We start from the raw sequence: 20,551 nt of genomic DNA, 5'->3' as shown, positions 1-20,551 counted from the left end.
TTCAAGGTAGAATCCAAGTTCCTTCTTCATTAGAAGTGATGCCTCTTACATATAGAGGTATCGCTTTTTTCATTGCGTAAATAGCTGCGCGCTTCTGAATGACGGGGCGATCTGTTTCCAATAGAGGCAACAGTTGAAGTATGTTCATGATATCCATCTTCTTGGCGTCTGTACCGGTACGGGGATCGCTTGTCATGACACCAGGAACGTCCTTGAAAAACTCTACATGCGATGCACGAAGAGCTCCGCCGAGTGCTATGGCGGTTAAATCGCTGCCTCCTCTGCCGATTGTCATCACTTGACCAAATTCGTTGATTCCTTGGAAGCCTGGAATAATAACACAACCAGATTCTCTTAGACTGTCTACGATCATTGTCGGATCGATGTCGCTGATCGTCCCATCCCCGAAATCGCCGGAAGTCCATATGCCTGCTTGAATTCCGTGCAGAACTCTATTCGGGACTCCTGCCTCCTCAAGCTCGGCAGATAGTATGGCTGATGCGATTAGTTCTCCGCATGATGCGGCAAGATCACTTGCAACTTTTGAGTGGATAAATGCATCAGTTAGCTTTAATAGCCGGTCTGTGGAGTATGGATCTTCTCCTCTTCCTATTGCTGAAACGACCACGACGACATTTTGATGTTTTTCGATTCCGGATTTTATGTGACCGATGCATATTTTTCTTGATTGTTTGTCTTTCATGGCCACTCCGCCAAATTTTTGAACTATCATTCAAGCTCCCAACTTTCTTCGTGTCGTTCGTTCCATTTCCTTCATACGATAAAGTATGGTTCGCTCTCAATATATTCGGTATCCATGAAAATTGTTCGGGAAGGGGAGGGGGCTTCTGTTACTATCTGAGATCTTGAAAGACTGGCCCTGTACGGTTTCGGGAAGTGTCGGCGTACCAATTCATGGTATAACGGAGAGGTCTGGCAATGTGAAGGACGGATTCATATTCGTCGCGAGGAAAGGTGCTTGCGACGATGGAATTTTGCATGTCCAAGAAGCGATTGAAAGAGGGGCTGTTGCTATCGTCGTCGATCGCAATACTAGTTTGGATTATTATTCGACGAAAGAAATGACACTCATTACTGTTCCGGATGGAAGGAAGTTCATATCCCATGCCAGCGCCAAGCTCGCGGGTCATCCATCTGAATCAATGACAATCATCGCAGTGACAGGCACGAACGGAAAAACGACTGTCACGCATTTCATTGGCCAGTTATTGGCGATGCTTGGTGAACCGGCTGCGGTTATCGGGACGACCGGCCTTTTCATGAATGGCAGGAAAGTCAATCTCGAAATTCCGGAAATGACCACTTTACCCGCAGAGTTCCTTCATCCATTACTGAGGAAATGCGTAGATGCAGGGATTAAATACATGGTGATGGAAGCCTCTTCACTCGGACTTTCCACATCAAGATTGGATCATTGCAAAATTGATGTCGGGGTCTTTTTGAATATCGGAGTCGATCATTATGAAGAGCATGGCAGCAAGGAAGCTTATATTGCAGCAAAAAAGAGGCTAACGACAATGGCGAGTCATCTAATTGTCAATGCGGCTGATAGCGAGTGTGTAAAACTCGTCAAATGCTCTGAAAGACCAATCCACTTTTTTAATGAACTGATGGTTGCTGGAAAGATGATACCTTACGATTTATATCCAATCTTTTTGCCTGGGAAACATAATAGATTGAACGCTCTTGCAGCTGTTACTGTTATGCACTTGCTCGGTTATAACTATCTTGAAATACTGCCGCTTTGTAGTAGGCTTAAGCTGCCGGAAGGAAGACTGCAACGGTTGGTTGGAGGAGATGTAACGGTCTTTATCGACTATGCTCATACTCCTGACGCGCTTCAAACGGTATTGGCTTCATTAACGGAAGAATCGACGGGCGAATTGATCACGGTTTTCGGATGTGGCGGTGATCGGGATAGAGGGAAGCGGCCGCAAATGGGAAAGGTCGCTGCAACTTATTCTTCTAAAGTATTTATCACTTCAGATAACCCAAGAAGTGAAGAGCCTTCTACAATCATTGAAGAAATCCTGTTAGGCATCAACTGTGAAAGCGGAAAAATCAATGTGGAACTGGATCGAAGAGCAGCAATCGAAAAAGCGATCTGTTATGCGAAGAATGGAGATGTCGTTTTGATTGCGGGCAAGGGGCATGAGAAAACACAGCAGATCGGGCATGAGCTCATCACATTTTCAGATTATGAAGTTGCTGAGGATGCATTGCGTACAAAGAAAAAATAAAACAGGTCAGAATACATGCACAGGACGTGCTTTATTTGGTATGATTAGTTGGAATGGAGGGAAAGCCCTATGATGATGACAGATGAATGGATGTCAATCATTGAGCAATCAGAAATACTCTCCGATATGTTGCTCTCTTCCGAAATCATCCAAGAGTACAGAAGAGCGAATCATGCCGTCTATTCCGACAAATCGTTGGCTGAAGCGATCTATGATTTTACCTATATGAAGGAGCGTTACGAAGAAGTGCAACGTTTCGGCAGATACCATCCTGACTATAAGATAGTCATGAAAGATATACGAATACAAAAGAGGGAATTGGATATGAATGAGCATGTCGCCGCATTGCGTCTCGCTGAGAACGATGTGCAAAGACTGTTGAATGAAATCAGCGCGATCCTTGCAGGTGCGGTATCAGAATCCATCAAAGTTCCTGCGGGAGATAGTTTCTTTGTAGATTCATCTTGCGGGGGAGGATGCGGCACTGGTGGGAGCTGCTCCTGCTCAGCGTGACTTGATAGATTATACATCAATGGAATAACAAAACGGTTGCCAGTCATTGAACAGGCAACCGTTTTTTTTATGAATTTTCTTGGATGACTTCCATAGCCATTTCCGGCTCATCAGTGACAAAGCCCGAAGCTCCGGCGTTCAAGAGCTTCACAAATGCATCACGATCAGTGACATGATTATAGTAAACAGAGATATTCAGATTGGAAAGGAAACTTATGAAACTTTCCGTATTCAACGGAAATGGACCTAATTTTTCAGCAATGCAAAATAGGTCTGCACGTGGGTTGTACAAATGTCCGAATTTACTTGAAAAAGATGCGTACGCTTTTTTCACTTCGTCATTTCCAGCTCCTGTAGCCACTTTATTTTGAGCGTATAGATTGAAACGGTCTGTTTGTTCATCAAATGCACTCATGACGATTACACGCTCCTCCGCCCCGGTTTCCTCCAATAGACGCCATAACTTGGATGGCATTAGGCTGCCTTCATATGTATCCGGCGAGTCCTTTAGATTGATAGCGATCAGCATATGGGGGTAGGCCGTTAATAATTCTCGTAAACTGACAATTTTCTCGCCCTTATCGCGGAAAGGGAAGTTCCCCTCCTCATCCTGAAACATATAGCCAGCATCTGCTTTTTTCAATTCATCTATCGTATAATCGGAAATCTTTCCGGAAAAATCCGTCGTCCGATCTGCAATATCATCATGGAAGAGAATAATTTCCTCGTCTTTTGTCAATCTGATGTCTACGGCAAACCCATGGACTCCGAGTTCTGCCGATTTTGAGAACGCTGCCATCGTATGCTCCGGAGCGTATTTCATTCCTCCGCGAAGCGATAGGACGACCGGATCTTTGAATTCAAGTGCTTCCTTCTGGGGGCGGGGTTGGGGCTTGGCGACTACTTTAGATGCGGCCCATGCTGCTACGCTCGCTGCTCCGACTGTAAGCGCCACTTTCGTTTTTCTTCCCATTTTCATATCCTCCTCGTTATTCGTAAACATGTCTTTCCTCATTATAGGGGAAAAAACGGAAGATGTCAGCAACGTTCGGTTGCAGGCCATTTCTCTCCTATGGTATTGTATGGGGTAGGAAAAGAGGGGAAAATCATGATTGATCGACAAGGGATAATTGTATATCTCCATCATTTGAAACAGGCCAAATCGTTGCGAAAGTATGGCCATGTTCATTACATTTCTAGAAAAATGAAATATGTTGTCATTTATTGTGATCAAGTGGACGTGGATGATACAATCCGTAAACTTGAACGGCTTCCGTCCGTTAAAAAGGTGCTGCCGTCGTATCGGCCATTCGTCAAGACGGAATATGAGAACGCTAAACCAGACAAAGCGAAGGAATACGATTATAAAATTGGCCTGTAAGCATGAACGTCACCGCTTATTGCAATGGCGGGACAAGATGATTAAGACGGAGGATTCCTGTTATATACTGATAGAACAGTTTCGTATCCGCAAATTCGGTTGAATGCTTCAATCCGATATAAATCGGTTCCTGACCACATGCAAGTGAAGCTTCTTCAAAGAGGAGCCTTCTCTTCGGCTTGGATTCACCGGTTTGGGTTATGCCTTCCCTGCATATGTAGATCGGCATGAAATTGCTGTTTCGGGCTGATTGGAATGCAACTGCCAGGGAAATCGCTTGTCCGCCTTTGATGTTTGAAGAGAAGATGAAGGTCCTATGGATACGGTGTTGATTCGTTTCCATCAGTTCCATGAGCTCGTAGATGTCGCCATATCCTTCACCTAATTCAATAAAATACTGCTGTAACATTCATGACACTACCTTTCTCCAATAAATATAGTTAACTATATCATTGAATATTTTAAAGCACACATAACATCCCTTGCAATGAGGTGCAGCTATTGAAAATCATACTCCGTATTGTCGGCCTTTTAGTCATCATGAATTCCGCTTTACTCTATATACACTATAGTCAAATGGCGGATGCAAGCGGAACTAAGGGCAAGGAATACCTGTATAACCAGGAGATTGAAGTGATCAATAGGGCAGATGCTCTTTTGGTCAGGCATCATTTTCACAACTTGGATGAGGGGCGGCACGAGATTATATTGCCGGCCGAGAGCCGAAATCGTGCTTGTTTTCTGGAAACGGCAACTTCTTGTACGAGAATTAATGAAAATATAACAGCAATCTTGGAAGGGGAACAGAGTAGACAATCTATCTCCTATGAAATTCTAAAATCCGGAAACCTTGAAAGTAGAAAGCTTTTTAAGGAACCGTTTGCTGCATTGAGAAATGCGAAACCCGATTCTACTATTTTACATGTAACAGATGAAAGCGGAGTCGGCGGAATGTGGGTCAGTGGAATAACGTTAATCGGAGCTAAAGAAATGGACATGATCAGTTATTCGATGTTCAAAGGAAATGGCAAGGTGTCGGATCTTTATTGGCAACGAAAGAAATTGCCGCAAGCATTTCGGGGAGATCGGCTATCGATATACGGGGATTCGTTCGATGCTGAGCTTGCAGAGCAATTGGATAGCGCTTTACTGAAATTGAACGCTCAACATATTTCCATTGTGACGGATCCAAATGGGAAACCGCTCCAAGCATCCCGTATGTTAATTACACAAAAGAAAACGGCGGAGATGCTTGACGAAGTGTTGGATAGAGGGGTCCGGACATTGTATGCCATTTCGGAGAAGGATAAGCTAGTTTCTGGCCTTATCGCTTCGATCTCAACCGATACGCCGTCCGGGACGAACAAATCCAAAGCTGCCTATGAATCACTTCAAAGTTCATTGACTGCGAAACAGTATGAGATGCTGAAATCCCGTTTAGCTGATATGCAAGGTCAGCGCTTCGATGCAGCAGAGCTGGATAACTTGATCGGTGAAGTTTGTGGATGGAAAACCTCCTTCGTTGAAAAGAACAAAGATGGCGACTATCCTTTCGTGTTGGAGGATACACGAACGATTAGGATGAACGGTGAAGACCAAGAGGATATTCAAGTGGTCATCATGGATAGGCAGACGCTCTATCCCGCAAATAAGGTTTTGACGAGAAACGGCTATTCGGTTTCCGTGAATGAGAGTTCCATTTATATTGAAAGTGCAACGGAGAAATTCAGATTCTCGTTGCGGGACTCTTTCTATGTATTAAATGAAAAAAGATACGAATTACGGGAGAAGCCTTACGTACTCATTCATAATGAGTATTATTTTGAAGAAGATGCACTGAGACGTCTATTCCACCTGTCTATTCAAAAAAATGAAGATACGATAATTGTGAAGTCGTTGGGAGAGGAATCAAAATGAGAGTCGTATCCGGATCCAGAAAAGGAACACCATTAAAATCAATACCTGGCAATTTGACGAGGCCGACTTCTGACAAGGTGAAAGAATCCATCTTCAATATGATTGGCCCATATTTTGACGGAGGAATCGCTGTAGAGCTTTTTGGCGGCAGTGGTTCCCTTTCCATCGAATCATTGTCCAGGGGAGCGGATGAAGCATACATTTTCGAGAAGAATCCAAAAGCCTGCTCCGTCATTCGTGCAAATGTTGAAAAATGCAGATTTACCGATCAAGTACATATCATTAGGAACGATGCAAGGAACGCTGTTCGGACATTGCCGTCCGATATAACGATAGATTTGCTTTTCATCGACCCACCGTATGCCGAAACGAAATTTTACGACTTGGCGGACGCAATCGTGAAAGCGGGCATGTTGTCCGACGAGGCGATCATCATTTGTGAGCATGAAAAGCAATTGACGCTTCCGGATGCTTATGGTGATTATGTAAAGACCAAGACCCCGATTTATGGAAACAGCGCGATATCCATCTATATGAAATGAGGTAGCATCTATGACAAAAATAGCAGTTGTGCCGGGCAGCTTCGATCCTATTACAAACGGACATCTCGACATTATCGAGCGGGCGGCTAAAGTCTTTCCCGAAGTGAGAGTGGCTGTCATGAACAATTCATCCAAAAATCCTTTGTTCACAGTGGAAGAACGGATTGAATTGATACGTGCCGTCACATCGAAATTTCCGAATGTCATCATAGACTCTTCATCAGGTCTACTAATCGATTATGCCCGCAGTGCTGGGGCTTCGGTCATTGTTCGGGGGTTGCGTGCCATTTCCGACTTTGAATATGAAATGCAAATTACATCCATGAACCGGATGTTGGATGAAAGCATAGAAACATTCTTCGTAATGACGAAAAATCAATATTCATTTCTAAGTTCGAGCATTGTCAAAGAGGTTGCGCGTTACGGAGGAGATATTTCCGTTCTTGTTCCTTCCGTAGTCGAGAAGGCATTGCAAGAAAAGTTTAGATGATAAATAAAAATATGAGATGGTTATGACAAGATGTTTGTCATAACCATTTTTTATAATAAGAAATACAAAAAGATCGGTACGGTGATAACACTCCATACTCTACTGAGCAAATATGGGAAAAGAGGAGTATCGGTTGTTTTCGCAATGACGAATACTTGCATGTGGATGCTTAGACCATTCAGTGAAATGATTGCAGCAACTAAAAAAGGGAATACTGGGTGAGTGAAAAAATGGTCTGTAGCGGATTGGACGCCGGACGTCATTTCAAATAGTGCGAGCAATACTGTTTTCGTAATCCCCAAATCAACAGCGAATGCCTTGGATATCGCAGTTGTCAATACATTTCCAAGGGAAGAAAAAAAGATTACCGTTGTTGCGACAAGAATGATGACCGTCGAGCTGTCCCTGAGCGACTCCAATAATGGAGAGCTGGAACGCTTTTTTTGCACTTTCGGTTGAGACGTATCCAGTTCTTGCTGTTTCCCCTTTATCGCTAATAGCGTAAATACTAAAAAGAGGATATTGGCAATATGGATAGCGGCCAAAAGCTTCCAACCGGAAGTAGTATCGCCGAATAATTCAGTGCCTACGAATCCTAATATGAACATAGGACCTGGCGCATGGCAGGCGGCAAGCAGATAGCCGCTTTCCCTCCGGGACAAGTCTCCGTTCTTGACCATTTCCGTAACGGTGACTGCACCGACAGGAAAACCCCCAAATGACCCGAGAACGTAAGCTTTCATATAACGTTTCCAACTTTTCTTTGAAGGATTTTCCACAGGGACCTTTAGTAGCCATTGCGTCAAGATGATATACGGAAGCAAATAAGGAAGTAAGGCGTGTACAAATAATTGTGCTCCGGCTTCGGCTCCGTCATGGGCAATGCCTGGCTGTAAGATGAATAGGATGATCAGTGCCCATATGATGACGATGCTGATCATAGTTTGTTTCGTTGCATAGTATCTGAGATGGTGTTCAATCATGTGCCTCCTTCCGGGAAGTGAAGTGCAGAACGCTGTTGTTATTGCTTTATTATGGATATTTTCGGTGGTACACTAGTTACCAGCTGTCTAAGCAATTTCTGAACTACTAACTACTGAGTAATATATGTCCCATCTGTACAGGCTATTAATGGAGGTGTGTGGGTATGAGGGTGAAAAAGATTGGATTGTATGCGGTCGCTGTGCTTTTTTTATTGTTTTTATTCATTTATCCTCTCGATGCATACATATCAAAACCAGGTGGGGCGTATGACTTGGCGCCGATTGTAGAAGTCGAGGGAGGGGATAAGGATGATGTTGGGACCTTCAATCTCATGACCATTGCCATTGGAAAGGCAACTCCTTTTTCTTACGTCGTATCCAAGTTTTCCGATCGTATGAAATTGCTTCCAACCAACAAAGTCAGAAGGGAAGGGGAGGATGACAAGGAATATAATATCCGTCAAAAAAAACTCATGTCTGACTCCCAGTTCAACGCCATCACCGTGGCATTCAGCAAAGCTGGCATTCCAGTCAACGTTACATATGACGGCGTCTTTGTCGTATCTGTCTTAAAGGGCGGAGCGTCAGATGGAAAGCTTGAGGCGGGAGATAAAATTCGATCCGTTGATGGAGTGCAATTGAAGAAGGTCGGACAATTTGCATCGGCGATTTCCGGGAAAGGCGAAGGCGATAAAGTTACGGTTTCCGTCGAACGGGATGGGAAGCTGCACGATATTGAAATCATTTTAAGTGAAATACCAAAATCTGAAGGTCGAATCGGTTTAGGTGTACAATTCCAAGAGGATCGCGAACTTGCAACTGATCCGATAGTGGATATCCATACTGCCGATATCGGTGGTCCTTCCGCTGGGCTTATGTTCACATTGGAAATAATGAATCAACTGGTGGACGAAGACTTGACGAAAGGATACAACATTGCGGGGACCGGGGAAATGCTGTCCGATGGAACTGTCGGACGGATTGGCGGCGCCGATTTCAAAGTTATGGCGGCTGATCGTGAAGGGGTTGAAATCTTTTTCGCACCAAACGATTATTTGCCGGATGAAGTTCGAAAAAAGAATCCTGGAATTATGACGAACTATGAGGAAGCTGTAAAAACGGCAGAAAAAATAGGTACGAAAATGAAAATCGTACCCGTTGCCACTATAGATGATGCTTTGGATTATTTGAATGACTTGGATGAAAAGTGATTTTCCATAATCGGGGCTATTTGATAATCCAAGCCGATTTTGGAATCACTCGTACCATTTCCGAGCGCTAGTGCATAAATATCGGATGCGGCAATGTCCATCTTTAGTGAAGGGTCGGAAAAAGAAGCGACTTTGCTTATGAGCGGCAAATTGAGACGCTTTTTCCTTCCGCTCAAAAACGAGCGTCCATTGTTTGTCATCCCGAGCAATCGCAAATAAGCGGGTTTCTCCATTTCAGCTCGCGTTTCTATCGTGAAACCTGTCAGTATATGTGTAAGCATCCTTTGTATCCGTGTCCATGTATAGCGCTTGGATTTCACTGCATCCATGAATGTTTGGAATGAATCATGTGATTGTGCAGCACGGAAAATGAGGTTCTCGATTCCTTCCGAAACATCGGCAATACCGCGTAACTGAGAAGGTCCATCACGTAAAATGACGAATCGAAGAAATGGGTAAAAGCTTTCCCAACTGCCGAATCTCTTTCTTTCCGATTGCCATTCGATAAGTAAATCTCTAGTAGCAACAGGAATGAAATCTGAAACATCATCGAGGGTTTCCGATCCGAAGAAGGATTTTCGGATGCCTGTCGCACTTGCGATTTTTTCATTATCCAATGTTTCGTCGTGGTAGCCGGCCCCCATCCGTTTGATTGTTACGGCTTCCATTGTTGAACCGATTGACTGCGAAGCTTGCATATAATGGAATCCCAAGATATTATTCGGCATGGACAAGTCAGCCAGAGAAAGCGCAGGTTGCCCCTCTTGAATTGTTTTGTATGCCCTATTCAAGGCCATTGGGTAGCTCAAGCCTTCTGCGATCGCATTTTTCACTGCTGCTTCGTATTCATCGGTATGGCTCGTGATGAGACGTATGCTGTTTTGGAAAGGCTCTATATTGCCGTCTTCGCTTCCGAAACAGAATGCGCTGCATCCAGCCGCATCTAGCAACTCAATAGCCCCTTGCGCAAATAAGGGGGCATTTGCTGTCGCGAAGCGGTATGGCAGCTCAAGTACGATGTCCACGCCGGATGCTAACGCCATCTTCGTGCGCGTCCATTTATCGACAAAAGCGGGTTCGCCTCTTTGCAGGAAATTGCCGCTCATGACTGCGATAATAACATCCGCATCAGTGGCCTTTCTTGCCTGCTGTGCATGGTAGACATGTCCATTATGTAATGGATTATATTCAACGACGATACCTGTAGCTTTCAATATGCCCACCCCTTCGATATACTTTGTTTAATAAGAATGAAATTATTTGTAGAAGCTACTTTGAATTGGAGCGGAAAGCGTCCGCCTAGAGCGAAAATCCAGCTTGAGGGCTACTATTAGCTTTGTTGCATATTAACATATAAAATATTATACGATGCTGTGATTTAGGTGACAAGAAAATATCTTGACATCCCTTTTTATCCATTATATAATCAACAGTGTTGTCTTGAGGTGATATAGACGTGAAATGGTCCATTCATCAATTACAGAAATACAGGCAAGGAGCATTGCCGCTTGACGAAGCGGTCAACCTTGACTCCGTCAAAAAACGGAATCCGGAAATCCGGGATATTAAGCCTGTCCATGTAACGGGAAGCTGTATAATCGGTTCGAAAAAACTGACATGCCATTTCCACCTTGAAGGTGTGATGACATTACCTTGTTCTCGAACATGGGATGATGTCGAATTTCCATTTTCAGTGGAAACGGACGAGCAGTTCAGTTGGGATGAAGCGACACTTGCTACGGATGATATGATTCACCCGGTTATCGGCGAGATCATCGATCCGACCCCGATTTTTGAAGAGTTGGTTCTTCTTGAAGTGCCTTTACAAGTTTTCAGCGATAAAGCCGAAAAGATGAAAAGTGCAGAGGGGAAAGGCTGGTCTTTCGCATCCAACGAAGAATACGAGGAGCGGCTCCGTGAAGAAAAGGATAAGAAAGTTGATCCGCGCTTAGCTGGATTAGCTGATTTTTTCAACTCGGACAAGGAATAGGCGATTATAAGGAGGTGCCCACAAATGGCAGTACCAAAAAGAAGAACTTCAAAAACAGCTAAAAGACTTCGTCGTACGCATTTCAAACTACAAGTTCCAGGCATGACAACTTGTGAAAATTGCGGCGAAATGAAACTTGCGCACCGCGTTTGCAAATCTTGCGGTCATTACAAAGGAAAAGACGTAGTAGGAGAATAAGTTCCCCTGCTTAAAGACCACCGTGAGGCCATGGCTCCGGTGGTCTTTTTATTTTTAAAATCAGAAATGGCTGCTATGGGGGATTGAAGCGAAAGGCGGCGACTCCTGCGAACGCCTTTACGAAGAAAGGCGTTTGCGAGCACAAGCACAGCGTTGCGAGCAAAGTTTTCTGCGACCCTATGGGAGCAAGATAAGGATGCCTTAATTTCTGCAAAATACGCAGAAATACGGCCAATCGAACCCTTCGCTGTTCGATTGGCTCACCGCTCGCCCGCGGAAAGCGTCCGTCTGTAGCGGAAATCCAATTAATAAGGAGGGATTGGCTTGTCATATAAAATAGAAATCAACAATGGAATAGCTACATTCACAATCAATCGGCCCGAAATGAGAAATGCGGTCAACCATGCAGTTATGGAAGGTCTTGAAAAGTTCTTGTCACAAGTCGAATCAGATGACAGCTTAGCGTTTGCAGTCATTACAGGGGCTGGGGACCGTGCATTTTGTTCAGGTGGCGACCTGTCGGAATTCCATGGATTCCGTACAGCGGATGAAGCTTACCCGATGCTGAGCAAGATGGCTGGATTGTTATATAGATTGTCAGTCTTGCCTGTGCCAGTCATTGGACTCGTCAATGGAGCGGCAGTCGGTGGGGGATGTGAAATCGCAACTGCATGCGATTACCGACTTGTATCTTCAAAGGCAAAGGCAGGATTCATCCAAGGTACGCTCGCCATAACAAGTGGATGGGGTGGCGCCTCGCAGCTGCTTGTCAAAATGAATAATCATGATGCAATGATGAAAATATTATCAGAAGCGAAAGTGCATACAGCGGAACAGTTACAAGCAATCGGATGGGCGACGGATATTTACGAAGGGGATGCACAAGCCGGCTTGGAGCAATTCATGTCAGATATGAAGAAAATACACCCGTCCGTACACCGTGCTTATAAGAGGATGGCAATCTTGAAATGGGAGCAAAGCGGGTTAGGGATCCACATGCTGGAAGAAGCCGCCCAATGCGCAAAACTATGGGAAAGCGATGCCCACCATGAAGCTGTGGATAAGTTTTTGCGGAAAAAGTAAGAAGGTTTGATTTTCATAGAAATTCAGACAAATAGTTGAAAACGGTTTCATTCATCGTATAAACTAGTATTGGGGAGAAGTTCAAACAAGACAGCTAAGGGGGATACGAATATGAACAAGATACTTATTGCGAATCGTGGGGAAATCGCATTGAGAATCATGAAAACATGCAAGCGGCTTGGCATAAAGACCGTTGCCGTCCATTCGGAGGCCGATGAGCATATGCCGTTCGTGAAATTTGCGGATGAAGCGTATAGTATCGGACCAGGTCCTGTAGTGCAGTCCTATTTGAAAGCGGATGACATTATCGGCATCGCCTTGAAAGTCGGAGCGGACGCAATTCATCCGGGCTATGGACTTTTGTCCGAAAATGCCGCTTTCGCACGAAAAGTGAGAGACGCAGGTTTGGTGTTTATCGGTCCCGATGCGGAAACGATCGAATTGATGGGCGATAAGATTGCTTCAAGATTGAAGATGAAAGATGCCGGTGTACCGGTTGTTCCAGGTACGGATCAAGGAGTCGCCTCTTTGGAAGAAGCGATACAGGCTGCAGAATTGATTGGGTATCCAATCATGTTGAAAGCGAGTGCCGGCGGTGGGGGCATCGGAATGGTGCGATGCGAAAGTGAGCAAGCGCTCAGTCAGCATTTTCAATCTGTCAAAAGCAGAGCGAAAGCCTATTTTGGGGATGACGTCGTTTTTCTTGAAAAATTCGTCCAAAATGCACGCCATATCGAAGTGCAGATTTTCGGGGATGACAAAGGGAATATCGTCCATCTATTCGAGCGCAACTGTTCGGTGCAAAGACGGAACCAAAAAGTGATTGAAGAATCTCCTTCGCCTTCATTGAATAAAGAGGTGGGAGAACAGCTTTATGAGGCGGCGGTTGCTGCTGGGAAAGCTGTTCAATATCGAAATGCAGGAACTGTGGAATTCATCTTATCGGAAAACGATGATTTTTATTTCCTGGAAATGAATACCCGTCTTCAAGTGGAGCATCCCGTCACTGAAGAAGTAACCGGCTATGATCTAGTGGAATGGCAGATTGAAGTGGCGCGTGGCAATGAATTGCCTGTCAAAGATCAGAATCGGATTAAGAGTTATGGTCATGCAATCGAGTTCCGAATTTATGCGGAGGATCCGACGACTTTCATGCCGTCTCCGGGAACAATCCGTAAAATGCAATGGAATGATTTTGCTCAAGTTCGCATTGACTCGGGCTACGAAGAGGGTGGGAGTGTCACGCCATTCTATGATCCGATGATAGCAAAAGTGATCGTCCATGCGGATGGGCGCCAAGAAGCGATAAACAAAGCTGAAGAATTCTTCAAATCGTTTACGATTGAAGGGGTTAAATCGAATATTCCACTCTTTCAAAAGTTTATAGGGTCGGAAGAATTCGAGAGTGGAAACTATAATACGAATGTATTGGCAGATTGGTTGAAAACTAAAAAGGAGGAAGTGAAGAAATGACACAATTAAAAGCTGCGATGGCAGGTACAGTATTTACAGTGAATGTTGCCGAAGGGGATGAAGTGCAGGTGGGTCAAGTAATCATTGTCCTCGAGTCGATGAAAATGGAAATTCCTGTAGAAACAGAAGTTTCAGGAAAAGTGACAGCTATCAATGTCCAAGTCGGAGATTTCGTAAATGAAGATGACGTATTGGCAGTAATAGAAAGCTGAGGAAACTTCTTTTCGTGCGGAGTACTGGGGAGAGAATGTGATCGAAAGGGGTAAAACGATGACAAACATAACAGAACAGACTAGTTATAATGAAAAACTGAAAACAAGAATTGACAAGGTATTATCTGGAGGGCATCCGAAATATCACGAAAAATTGAAGGAACAGAATAAGCTGTTTGTACGTGACCGTCTCAGACTCCTATTCGATAATGGGGAATATATGGAGGACGGCAGGTTCGCAAATTGCGAAGCCGATGATCTGCCTGCAGACGGTGTTGTTACTGCCATGGGCAAAGTAAATGGGCAAACTGTTTGTGTCATGGCGAATGATTCGACAGTGAAAGCTGGTTCGTGGGGGTCAAGGACGGTTGAGAAAATCATTCGCATCCAAGAGATTGCAGAAAAGAATAGAGTGCCGATGCTCTACCTTGTCGATTCTGCAGGTGCACGGATTACGGATCAGCTTGAAATGTTTCCGAACCGTCGGGGTGCCGGGAGGATTTTCCATAACCAGGTGAGGCTATCGGGCTTCATCCCGCAAATCTGCCTATTGTTTGGACCATCAGCGGCAGGAGGAGCTTACATCCCTGCATTTTGTGATATCGTCATCATGGTGGAGGGGAATGCTTCCATGTACTTGGGATCCCCGCGGATGGCGGAAAAGGTGATTGGCGAGAAAGTGACTTTGGAAGAGATGGGTGGCGCGAGAATGCATTGCTCTGTCAGTGGATGCGGAGATGTACTCGTTGAGAGCGAAGAGAAAGCGATCAGTGAAGCACGTCGCTATCTCGAATACTTTCCGGCTAACTTTACCGAGAAACCTTCCTTGAAAGATGCAGTAGCAGCTAAGTCAGGAAGAACCCTCGAGGAAATCATCCCGGAGAATCAAAATGCGCCGTTCGATATGTATGAAGCGATAGATGCGTTGATCGATGAAGGTAGTTTCTTTGATATTAAGAAATTGTTTGCTCCGGAACTTATTACCGGACTTGCGCGGATTGAGGGGCAACCTGTTGGAATCATTGCCAACCAGCCGAAGGTGAAAGGGGGCGTCCTTTTCGTCGACTCGGCGGATAAGGCGGCCAAATTCATTAACTTATGCGATGCATTTTCAATTCCGTTGCTGTTTTTGGCGGACGTTCCAGGCTTTATGATCGGAACAAAAGTCGAACGCGATGGCATTATTCGTCACGGTGCTAAATTGATCATGGCGATGAGCTCGGCAACGGTCCCTAAAATTTCCGTCGTTGTCCGGAAAGCTTATGGTGCTGGACTCTATGCGATGGCCGGTCCGGCATTCGAGCCTGATGTATGCATTGCATTGCCGACTGCGCAAATTGCAGTGATGGGTCCGGAAGCTGCAGTCAATGCCGTTTATTCGAATAAAATCGAAGCGATCGAGGATCCGAAAGAGAAAATCGCTTTCGTCCAGGCGAAACATAAAGAATATAAAGAGGAAATCGATATTTACAAGATGGCTTCCGAGTTGATCATCGATGAAATTATCGCACCTTCACATTTGCGGAATGTGCTTGCGGACCGTTTCCGTTTTTATTCGACAAAAGAAGTTCCATTACCACCTAAAAAACATCCTGTCTATCCTGTATAATTAAATATAGTGAAGAATAAAGGGCGCCTTTCCGGAGGTCGCCCTTTTTCAAAAGGAGGATTTGCATGGAAGTTGTTGTCGCTGGGGCGGGCTCTATTGGATTGCTCATAGGCTCATATTTGGCAGAAGCAGGTATGCGGGTTACGTTTTTAGTAAGACGGGACGAGCAGGCGGCTATTATCCAAGAGCAAGGAATCAGGCGGATCAATGGCGATGGTTCAGAAACGGTGTTGGAGGCGGAAGCACAAACAGATGCAGGAAAGCTGCCGAAAAAAGCTCCTTGGATAGTCGCAACAAAGTATGGAGGAGTCGCGCCTATAGTTGAAGACATTCTCGAAAGGAAAATGGGGAATGCTGTCATGTTCGTCCAAAATGGGTATGGACATTTCAATTTCGTAAGCAGTACTTCATTGCCGAACGTGTTTTTTGCAACTGTCGAACATGGAGCTGGGCGGCTGGATGATCGTACGGTCTCCCATAACGGGGTCGGTGCAATGAAGATTGCTCCTTACCGAGGAGACGAAACGAGTTTCGATTTCATAACATCAGTCGATTCGGCAGCATTTCCAGTTGAAATTGTGAGCGATGCACACACAATCGTCTTACGCAAATTGTTGATCAATTGCATGATCAATCCTCTGACAGCGATTTTGCAAGTGAAAAATGGAGAATTGGTGGAGAATCCATACGCTAACACACTTTTTGACCAACTTTTTAAAGAAATCATCGCTGCTTTTCCCGAAATGCAAAATGATTTATCGAAAGCCGCTGTTGAAGAGATTTGCGTGAGAACAGCAAAAAACAGATCATCCATGTTGACAGATCGGTTGAACGGGAATCCGATGGAGATTGAAACGGTAGTATCGTCCGTCATTCAAATGGGTGAAATGCGTGGTGCGAGCTTGGCCTTATTGCAAACACTCGAAAAAATGCTGCTTGCGATCGATAGGAGCTGCTTGCGATGATCAATAGCCTCCTGTCGATACTTACAGGAATCATCGTTCTATTTCCGTTTCTAATAACGATTGTATTCCTTATCGGGATGAGAAAAATGGGGAAAGCGCCAGCAGCTGTCATCGGGAAGGCAGCGGACTTTACGACGCCCTTTTTATTTTTGTCGGTTTATATTACATCGTTGACCGTTTTTGGCAGAGGAACCGGTTTTTATATTACATCAATCGCCATTATGCTTGCGATCCTTTTTGCAATCATCGAGAGGGTGAGAGAGAAGGAATTTCAAATTAGCCGTGTTTTACATAAAACATGGAGATTGTATTTCTTACTACTATCCTTTGCCTACATTATTCTTCTCGTCATAGGTGTCAGCTTAAAGATATCTGAATATGTAAAATAACTCAACGCGACAAGCGTATATTTTTCAATCCGATGAATTAGAATGATATACTCTGTTCATATCAGTAAAAAGGGGCATCAATGATGGAAATAGAAACAATTGTCTTGGGTAATGGAAACAAAGTGATGCAAGCTTACAATCATGACGAACAATTCATACATAACTTCTTTGATTATAGAAATGAAAGCCAGTCTTATCCCGAAAGGTTGAAGGAATTATCAGGCCGTCCGTTTCTAAGGGAAGAGCTTACTTCGGTTATACGTTCTTTCATGGAACCATTCGGCATTTCGAGTAAAGCGTCGGAGCATCTCGAAGAACTTTCGGATAATGGAGTTGTTGTCATCGGTGGCCAGCAAGCCGGTATTATGACAGGTCCGCTCTATTCTGTCCACAAAGCGATTACGGTTATCCTTCTTGCAGAGCAAAAAAGGGAAGAGCTTGGCATGCCTGTCATCCCTGTATTTTGGGTCGCGGGCGAGGATCATGATTTGAATGAAATTAATCATGTCTATACGGAAGCTTTTGGAGGAACGACGAAACATAAATATCCAGAGAAGTTCATTTTAAAATTGATGGCTTCTGATGCAGCGTATTCCCATAAAGAAATGACAGCATTCATAGAAGGCGTTTTCCGCCAATTTGGTGAAACGGAGCATACGCGAGCATTAATGGAGGATGTGTTGACTGCAGTCGAAATGGAAAAGACGTTTACTGGATTTTTCGTCAGACTGATGAACGGACTCTTCCATGAACAAGGGCTTCTATTCATCGATTCGGCATACAAGCCATTGCGGGAAATTGAAAAAAAACATTTTGCTCAATTCATTACTGAATCCGATGAACTTGCAAGATTGATCGTTGAAAAAGAGGAGCAATTTTCCGAGCTGGGATTCGGTAAGCCGATTGAAGCTGAAAAGGAAGCTGCGCATCTGTTTTATGTGCATGAAACTGGACGAGTCCTGTTATCCAAAAAGGACGGGGCTTTTGTGAATGATAGTGTCGGCCTCCGTTTCACCCTCGATGAAATGTTGCGTATCGCCAATGACGAGCCTTGGCTGTTAAGCAATAATGTGGTGACACGACCGATCATGCAAGATCTCGTGTTCCCGGTTCTGGCTTTCGTCGGCGGTCCTGGGGAAATTGCATATTGGGCCTTATTGAAAGAAGCTTTTAGCCTTTACGGAATTCAGATGCCGATCATCGTCCCGCGGGTATCGATGACTTTAGTATCTAAGCGTGCAAAGCTGGCAATGGATTCAACTTCATTAACATTGGAGGACGTGCTATCAGGCAAAGTCCATGAAGTTCGAGACCGTTTCATTGATTCGTTGCAAAACGAACGGTTTGAAAATCTACTGGCGGAAACGGAAATGCAATTGAAAGGGAAATACGAGGAACTTGCTGAAGAATCGAGCGCGTCAATGCGTCAGTTGCTAGATAAGAATTTGAAATTCCATGAAAAACAATTGGATTATATACGGAAGAAGGCAGAAGAGGAACTGTTGATCCAACACGAAACAGCTCTCCGAAAATACAGCATACTCGAAAACGAGCTGTTGCCTGAGGGTTCGCTGCAGGAACGAATCTTCACGCCTTATCTATTCATGAATCAGTACGGCCCTCAACTGGTCCAAGACCTGATTCGTCAGCCGATCAAAATGGATGGAACCCATCAAATCGTCTATTTATAACTAATGAAGCTACGCCGATGCAGGCATTCAATGTCTGCGTCGGCGTTTTTTGTGCTTTTATGAGGTTATTATCGTATTTTTGCGTATCTCGAAACTTTGCTCGAATTATAGCAATATCTCAATGAAACAAGTACTATATACACATTTTCCTATGAAAATAGATTTTGAGTGGAGGAATGTGGAGGGATGTGGTACATTAAAAACATATAGTGGGGTGAAGAGTATGTTCATGGGTGAATATCAGCACACTGTAGATGCAAAAGGCCGTTTGATAGTCCCTTCGAAGTTCAGGGAATATCTGATGGATGGTTTTGTGCTGACTCGTGGACTGGATAACTGTCTCTTCGGTTACCCTATGGAGGAATGGAAACGGCTTGAGGAAAAATTGAAGGCGCTGCCGGTTACGAAGAAAGATGCGCGAGCGTTTGCCCGATTCTTCTTCTCTGGTGCCACTGAAGTTGAAATCGACAAGCAGGGCCGTGTCAATATTCCATCCTCATTACTCGATTACGCGAAAGTTGAAAAAGACTGTGTCGTCATTGGAGTTTCGAGCCGCATTGAAATCTGGTCGAAATCTTCTTGGGATTCCTATTACGACGAATCAGAGCAATCGTTCAACGAAATTGCGGAAAACATTATCGACTTTGATTTTTAACTTGATGATTTATTAAAAAATGGAAAGAAGGCGGTTTCTATGTTCGATCACACAACAGTATTACTTCACGAAGCCGTCGATGGGCTCAACATTAAACCAGATGGTATTTATGTCGATTGCACATTAGGCGGTGCAGGGCATAGTTTGGAAATTGTGAAGAAGCTTTCGGCAGGCGGAAGATTGATCTGCTTCGATCAGGATACGACAGCAATTGACGCTGCTAAAGTGAAGCTGAAGGATTATTTGGAACAGGTCACATTCATACACTCGAATTTCAGAGATTTGAAAAGCGAACTGGCGAAGATTGACGTGTATACAGTGGACGGCGTACTTTATGATCTCGGCGTATCCTCGCCGCAGTTAGATACGCCTGAGCGAGGATTTAGCTACAATCATGATGCAATGCTCGATATGCGCATGAACACAGAGGCAGATTTGACTGCTTTTGAAGTGGTCAATGATTGGGCATATGAAGACTTGGTACGTATCTTTTTCAGATATGGCGAAGAAAAGTTTTCAAAAGGTATCGCGAGAAAGATTGAAGAGGCGCGGAAAAACGCTCCGATCAAAACAACAGGCGATCTTGTCGAGTTGATTAAAGAGGGGATTCCAGCGGCTGCTCGCAGAACAGGTGGACATCCAGCGAAAAGGGTTTTCCAGGCAATACGGATCGCTGTGAATGATGAGCTTGGGGCAGCGGAAGATTCATTGACCGATGCATTGACGATCATGAATCCAGGTGGACGCATTTGCGTTATCACTTTCCATTCACTTGAAGACAGACTATGTAAAACAATTTTCAAAGAAGCGTCATCCATGCCGGAATTGCCGCCAAATCTGCCGATCGTTCCGGAGGGAATGGATCCAGAATTCAAATTGGTGACGAGAAAACCGATTCTTCCGAGCGAGGATGAAATAGAAGGTAACAAAAGATCCAGATCTGCCAAGCTGCGGATCGTAGAGAAAAAATAAAGGGGGAACTTGTGAG

General features: G+C 44.4%; 23 protein-coding genes. 18 read left to right on the top strand and 5 right to left on the bottom strand.

Going from position 1 to position 20,551, the window contains the following annotated elements; translation table 11 throughout:
- Position 1: 1 nt before the first annotated feature.
- Positions 2-733 (bottom strand): aspartate kinase, encoded by a 732-nt coding sequence (locus tag NIT04_RS11305; protein WP_252503706.1) that lies wholly within the window; start codon positions 731-733, stop codon positions 2-4.
- A gap of 208 nt (positions 734-941) precedes the next feature.
- Here NIT04_RS11305 and NIT04_RS11300 point away from each other — a divergent pair, with 208 nt between their 5' ends.
- Both NIT04_RS11300 and NIT04_RS11295 read left to right on the top strand, forming a co-directional pair.
- A complete protein-coding gene (locus tag NIT04_RS11300; RefSeq protein WP_252503705.1) occupies positions 942-2,261 on the top strand; it encodes a Mur ligase family protein in 1,320 nt (439 codons plus the stop codon).
- Positions 2,262-2,330: 69 nt separating this feature from the next.
- Complete coding sequence (locus NIT04_RS11295; protein ID WP_252503704.1) at positions 2,331-2,774, top strand: YlbF family regulator; 444 nt, start codon at positions 2,331-2,333, stop codon at positions 2,772-2,774.
- 67 nt (positions 2,775-2,841) lie between these two features.
- Here NIT04_RS11295 and NIT04_RS11290 read toward each other — a convergent pair whose 3' ends face one another.
- The gene (locus tag NIT04_RS11290; protein WP_252503703.1) at positions 2,842-3,747 is read right to left on the bottom strand and encodes a glycerophosphodiester phosphodiesterase family protein; all 906 of its coding nucleotides are present in this window, start codon (positions 3,745-3,747) and stop codon (positions 2,842-2,844) included.
- 135 nt (positions 3,748-3,882) lie between these two features.
- On the opposite strand from NIT04_RS11290, the gene NIT04_RS11285 reads away from it, so the two are divergent.
- Complete coding sequence (locus NIT04_RS11285; protein WP_251623834.1) at positions 3,883-4,155, top strand: YlbG family protein; 273 nt, start codon at positions 3,883-3,885, stop codon at positions 4,153-4,155.
- A gap of 16 nt (positions 4,156-4,171) precedes the next feature.
- Here NIT04_RS11285 and NIT04_RS11280 read toward each other — a convergent pair whose 3' ends face one another.
- Entirely contained in the window at positions 4,172-4,564 is a 393-nt protein-coding gene (locus tag NIT04_RS11280; RefSeq protein ID WP_252503702.1) for a methylthioribose kinase, read from the bottom strand.
- Positions 4,565-4,656: 92 nt separating this feature from the next.
- On the opposite strand from NIT04_RS11280, the gene NIT04_RS11275 reads away from it, so the two are divergent.
- The 3 genes from NIT04_RS11275 to coaD are packed head-to-tail and all read left to right on the top strand — an operon-like array spanning position 4,657 to position 7,104.
- Positions 4,657-6,072, top strand: a complete 1,416-nt coding sequence (locus NIT04_RS11275; RefSeq protein ID WP_252503701.1) for a hypothetical protein — start codon at positions 4,657-4,659, stop codon at positions 6,070-6,072.
- Positions 6,069-6,614: a 16S rRNA (guanine(966)-N(2))-methyltransferase RsmD gene (gene rsmD / locus NIT04_RS11270; protein WP_252503700.1), complete on the top strand. Its 546-nt coding sequence runs from the start codon at positions 6,069-6,071 to the stop codon at positions 6,612-6,614. Before NIT04_RS11275 ends, rsmD begins: the two co-directional genes overlap by 4 nt.
- Positions 6,615-6,624: 10 nt before the next feature.
- A complete protein-coding gene (gene coaD / locus NIT04_RS11265; RefSeq protein WP_252503699.1) occupies positions 6,625-7,104 on the top strand; it encodes a pantetheine-phosphate adenylyltransferase in 480 nt (159 codons plus the stop codon).
- A gap of 50 nt (positions 7,105-7,154) precedes the next feature.
- Here the strand turns inward: coaD and NIT04_RS11260 are convergent, their stop codons facing one another.
- Complete coding sequence (locus NIT04_RS11260) at positions 7,155-8,087, bottom strand: hypothetical protein (RefSeq protein ID WP_252503698.1); 933 nt, start codon at positions 8,085-8,087, stop codon at positions 7,155-7,157.
- Positions 8,088-8,251: 164 nt separating this feature from the next.
- On the opposite strand from NIT04_RS11260, the gene NIT04_RS11255 reads away from it, so the two are divergent.
- On the top strand, positions 8,252-9,298 hold the full coding sequence (locus NIT04_RS11255) for a SepM family pheromone-processing serine protease (protein ID WP_252503697.1): 1,047 nt from the start codon (positions 8,252-8,254) through the stop codon (positions 9,296-9,298).
- On the opposite strand, the gene NIT04_RS11250 is transcribed toward NIT04_RS11255, so the two are convergent.
- The gene (locus NIT04_RS11250; protein ID WP_252503696.1) at positions 9,271-10,512 is read right to left on the bottom strand and encodes a nucleotidyltransferase; all 1,242 of its coding nucleotides are present in this window, start codon (positions 10,510-10,512) and stop codon (positions 9,271-9,273) included. The two genes, NIT04_RS11255 and NIT04_RS11250, sit on opposite strands and share 28 nt — an antisense overlap.
- A 242-nt stretch (positions 10,513-10,754) precedes the next feature.
- Here NIT04_RS11250 and NIT04_RS11245 point away from each other — a divergent pair, with 242 nt between their 5' ends.
- From NIT04_RS11245 to rsmH, 11 genes are all read left to right on the top strand, one after another.
- Complete coding sequence (locus NIT04_RS11245) at positions 10,755-11,288, top strand: DUF177 domain-containing protein (protein WP_252503695.1); 534 nt, start codon at positions 10,755-10,757, stop codon at positions 11,286-11,288.
- A gap of 24 nt (positions 11,289-11,312) precedes the next feature.
- Entirely contained in the window at positions 11,313-11,486 is a 174-nt protein-coding gene (rpmF, locus tag NIT04_RS11240) for a 50S ribosomal protein L32 (RefSeq protein ID WP_252503694.1), read from the top strand.
- A 324-nt stretch (positions 11,487-11,810) separates the two neighbouring features.
- Positions 11,811-12,569, top strand: coding sequence for an enoyl-CoA hydratase/isomerase family protein (locus tag NIT04_RS11235; protein WP_252503693.1), 759 nt, complete (start codon positions 11,811-11,813; stop codon positions 12,567-12,569).
- A 111-nt stretch (positions 12,570-12,680) separates the two neighbouring features.
- Positions 12,681-14,042, top strand: a complete 1,362-nt coding sequence (locus NIT04_RS11230) for an acetyl/propionyl/methylcrotonyl-CoA carboxylase subunit alpha (protein ID WP_252503692.1) — start codon at positions 12,681-12,683, stop codon at positions 14,040-14,042.
- Complete coding sequence (locus tag NIT04_RS11225; RefSeq protein ID WP_252503691.1) at positions 14,039-14,254, top strand: biotin/lipoyl-binding carrier protein; 216 nt, start codon at positions 14,039-14,041, stop codon at positions 14,252-14,254. Before NIT04_RS11230 ends, NIT04_RS11225 begins: the two co-directional genes overlap by 4 nt.
- 58 nt (positions 14,255-14,312) lie before the next feature.
- Positions 14,313-15,863: an acyl-CoA carboxylase subunit beta gene (locus NIT04_RS11220; RefSeq protein WP_252503690.1), complete on the top strand. Its 1,551-nt coding sequence runs from the start codon at positions 14,313-14,315 to the stop codon at positions 15,861-15,863.
- A gap of 65 nt (positions 15,864-15,928) precedes the next feature.
- A complete protein-coding gene (locus NIT04_RS11215; RefSeq protein WP_252503689.1) occupies positions 15,929-16,828 on the top strand; it encodes a 2-dehydropantoate 2-reductase in 900 nt (299 codons plus the stop codon).
- The gene (locus NIT04_RS11210) at positions 16,825-17,217 is read left to right on the top strand and encodes a DUF3397 domain-containing protein (RefSeq protein WP_252503688.1); all 393 of its coding nucleotides are present in this window, start codon (positions 16,825-16,827) and stop codon (positions 17,215-17,217) included. Before NIT04_RS11215 ends, NIT04_RS11210 begins: the two co-directional genes overlap by 4 nt.
- A gap of 83 nt (positions 17,218-17,300) precedes the next feature.
- A complete protein-coding gene (gene bshC / locus NIT04_RS11205; protein WP_252503687.1) occupies positions 17,301-18,908 on the top strand; it encodes a bacillithiol biosynthesis cysteine-adding enzyme BshC in 1,608 nt (535 codons plus the stop codon).
- 223 nt (positions 18,909-19,131) lie between these two features.
- On the top strand, positions 19,132-19,563 hold the full coding sequence (gene mraZ / locus NIT04_RS11200) for a division/cell wall cluster transcriptional repressor MraZ (protein ID WP_060209308.1): 432 nt from the start codon (positions 19,132-19,134) through the stop codon (positions 19,561-19,563).
- A gap of 39 nt (positions 19,564-19,602) precedes the next feature.
- Entirely contained in the window at positions 19,603-20,535 is a 933-nt protein-coding gene (gene rsmH / locus NIT04_RS11195) for a 16S rRNA (cytosine(1402)-N(4))-methyltransferase RsmH (RefSeq protein WP_252503686.1), read from the top strand.
- Positions 20,536-20,551 lie beyond the last annotated feature (16 nt).

The organism is Sporosarcina sp. Marseille-Q4943, from assembly GCF_943736995.1.
Taxonomy (GTDB): Bacteria; Bacillota; Bacilli; order Bacillales_A; family Planococcaceae; genus Sporosarcina.
This window is presented reverse-complemented; position numbering and strand designations above follow the sequence as displayed.

Excerpts from the sequence above, each read along its gene's own strand:
- NIT04_RS11305 (WP_252503706.1), bottom strand. The coding sequence starts at position 733 with ATGATAGTTCAAAAATTTGGCGGAGTGGCCATGAAAGACAAACAATCA.
- NIT04_RS11295 (WP_252503704.1), top strand. The coding sequence starts at position 2,331 with ATGATGATGACAGATGAATGGATGTCAATCATTGAGCAATCAGAAATA.
- NIT04_RS11290 (WP_252503703.1), bottom strand. The coding sequence starts at position 3,747 with ATGGGAAGAAAAACGAAAGTGGCGCTTACAGTCGGAGCAGCGAGCGTA.
- NIT04_RS11285 (WP_251623834.1), top strand. The coding sequence starts at position 3,883 with ATGATTGATCGACAAGGGATAATTGTATATCTCCATCATTTGAAACAG.
- NIT04_RS11280 (WP_252503702.1), bottom strand. The coding sequence starts at position 4,564 with ATGTTACAGCAGTATTTTATTGAATTAGGTGAAGGATATGGCGACATC.
- rsmD (WP_252503700.1), top strand. The coding sequence starts at position 6,069 with ATGAGAGTCGTATCCGGATCCAGAAAAGGAACACCATTAAAATCAATA.
- coaD (WP_252503699.1), top strand. The coding sequence starts at position 6,625 with ATGACAAAAATAGCAGTTGTGCCGGGCAGCTTCGATCCTATTACAAAC.
- NIT04_RS11260 (WP_252503698.1), bottom strand. The coding sequence starts at position 8,087 with ATGATTGAACACCATCTCAGATACTATGCAACGAAACAAACTATGATC.
- NIT04_RS11255 (WP_252503697.1), top strand. The coding sequence starts at position 8,252 with ATGAGGGTGAAAAAGATTGGATTGTATGCGGTCGCTGTGCTTTTTTTA.
- rpmF (WP_252503694.1), top strand. The coding sequence starts at position 11,313 with ATGGCAGTACCAAAAAGAAGAACTTCAAAAACAGCTAAAAGACTTCGT.
- NIT04_RS11230 (WP_252503692.1), top strand. The coding sequence starts at position 12,681 with ATGAACAAGATACTTATTGCGAATCGTGGGGAAATCGCATTGAGAATC.
- NIT04_RS11225 (WP_252503691.1), top strand. The coding sequence starts at position 14,039 with ATGACACAATTAAAAGCTGCGATGGCAGGTACAGTATTTACAGTGAAT.
- NIT04_RS11220 (WP_252503690.1), top strand. The coding sequence starts at position 14,313 with ATGACAAACATAACAGAACAGACTAGTTATAATGAAAAACTGAAAACA.
- NIT04_RS11215 (WP_252503689.1), top strand. The coding sequence starts at position 15,929 with ATGGAAGTTGTTGTCGCTGGGGCGGGCTCTATTGGATTGCTCATAGGC.
- NIT04_RS11210 (WP_252503688.1), top strand. The coding sequence starts at position 16,825 with ATGATCAATAGCCTCCTGTCGATACTTACAGGAATCATCGTTCTATTT.
- bshC (WP_252503687.1), top strand. The coding sequence starts at position 17,301 with ATGGAAATAGAAACAATTGTCTTGGGTAATGGAAACAAAGTGATGCAA.
- mraZ (WP_060209308.1), top strand. The coding sequence starts at position 19,132 with ATGTTCATGGGTGAATATCAGCACACTGTAGATGCAAAAGGCCGTTTG.
- rsmH (WP_252503686.1), top strand. The coding sequence starts at position 19,603 with ATGTTCGATCACACAACAGTATTACTTCACGAAGCCGTCGATGGGCTC.